1 rRNA gene is annotated in these 1,776 nt (G+C 49.7%); it reads right to left on the reverse strand.

What is annotated here, in order from left to right:
• Nucleotides 1-47: 47 nt before the first annotated feature.
• A 16S ribosomal RNA gene (locus tag GQ594_RS11640) occupies nt 48-1,585 on the reverse strand.
• Nucleotides 1,586-1,776: the final 191 nt, after the last annotated feature.

Below are 1,776 nucleotides of genomic sequence, written 5' to 3' on the forward strand. Positions count from 1 at the left end.
TATTTCTTCTAAACAAACAATCTGTGTGAACACTTACGAGCACTTCGTAAGGAGGTGATCCAACCGCAGGTTCCCCTACGGTTACCTTGTTACGACTTCACCCCAGTCATGAACCACACCGTGGTAAACGCCCTCCCGAAGGTTAAGCTATCTACTTCTGGTGCAACCCACTCCCATGGTGTGACGGGCGGTGTGTACAAGGCCCGGGAACGTATTCACCGTGACATTCTGATTCACGATTACTAGCGATTCCGACTTCATGGAGTCGAGTTGCAGACTCCAATCCGGACTTAGACGTACTTTATGAGGTCCGCTTGCTCTCGCGAGGTCGCCTCCCTTTGTATACGCCATTGTAGCACGTGTGTAGCCCTGGTCGTAAGGGCCATGATGACTTGACGTCGTCCCCACCTTCCTCCGCTTTATCAACGGCAGTCTCCTTTGAGTTCCCGACCGAATCGATGGCAACAAAGGATAAGGGTTGCGCTCGTTGCGGGACTTAACCCAACATTTCACAACACGAGCTGACGACAGCCATGCAGCACCTGTCTCACAGTTCCCGAAGGCACTCTCGTATCTCTACAAGATTCTGTGGATGTCAAGACCAGGTAAGGTTCTTCGCGTTGCATCGAATTAAACCACATGCTCCACCGCTTGTGCGGGCCCCCGTCAATTCATTTGAGTTTTAACCTTGCGGCCGTACTCCCCAGGCGGTCGATTTATCGCGTTAGCTTCGGAGCCCATCACTCTAGGCAACAAACTCCAAATCGACATCGTTTACAGCGTGGACTACCAGGGTATCTAATCCTGTTTGCTCCCCACGCTTTCGCATCTCAGCGTCAGTATCTGTCCAGAAGGCCGCCTTCGCCACCGGTATTCCTCCACATCTCTACGCATTTCACCGCTACACGTGGAATTCTACCTTCCTCTACAATACTCCAGATAACCAGTTTTAAATGCAATTCCTAGGTTGAGCCCAGGGCTTTCACACCTAACTTAATTATCCGCCTACATGCCCTTTACGCCCAGTCATTCCGATTAACGCTCGCACCCTCCGTATTACCGCGGCTGCTGGCACGGAGTTAGCCGGTGCTTCTTCTGTGATTAACGTCAATCGATGCACCTATTAGATACACCGCCTTCCTCATCACCGAAAGTACTTTACAACCCGAAGGCCTTCTTCATACACGCGGCATGGCTGCATCAGGGTTCCCCCCATTGTGCAATATTCCCCACTGCTGCCTCCCGTAGGAGTCTGGACCGTGTCTCAGTTCCAGTGTGGCTGGTCATCCTCTCAGACCAGCTAGAGATCGTCGCCTAGGTGAGCCTTTACCCCACCTACTAGCTAATCCCATATGGGTTCATCAAATGGCGCATGGCCCGAAAGTCCCATGCTTTGGTCTCACGACATTATACGGTATTAGCAGTCGTTTCCAACTGTTGTCCCCTTCCATTCGGCAGATCCCCATACATTACTCACCCGTCCGCCACTCGTCATCAAGTGCAAGCACTCATGTTACCGTTCGACTTGCATGTGTTAAGCCTGCCGCCAGCGTTCAATCTGAGCCATGATCAAACTCTTCAATTTAAAGTTTGATGCTCAATAACTGTCTCTGACATATTCAAATGAATCTTCAGTGTCACTTATCAAGACTTAATTTTTTAGTCCGTAGACTTTTATCTTTTGTCTCGCAAGTGCCCACACAGATTGTCTGTTTCTTCTTTTTAAAGAGCTAACAGCGTTTAATTAACTCAACATTTCGTTGTTTTACTTCGCTG

The organism is Gilliamella sp. Pra-s52, assembly GCF_009795805.1.
Taxonomy (GTDB): Bacteria; Pseudomonadota; Gammaproteobacteria; order Enterobacterales; family Orbaceae; genus Gilliamella.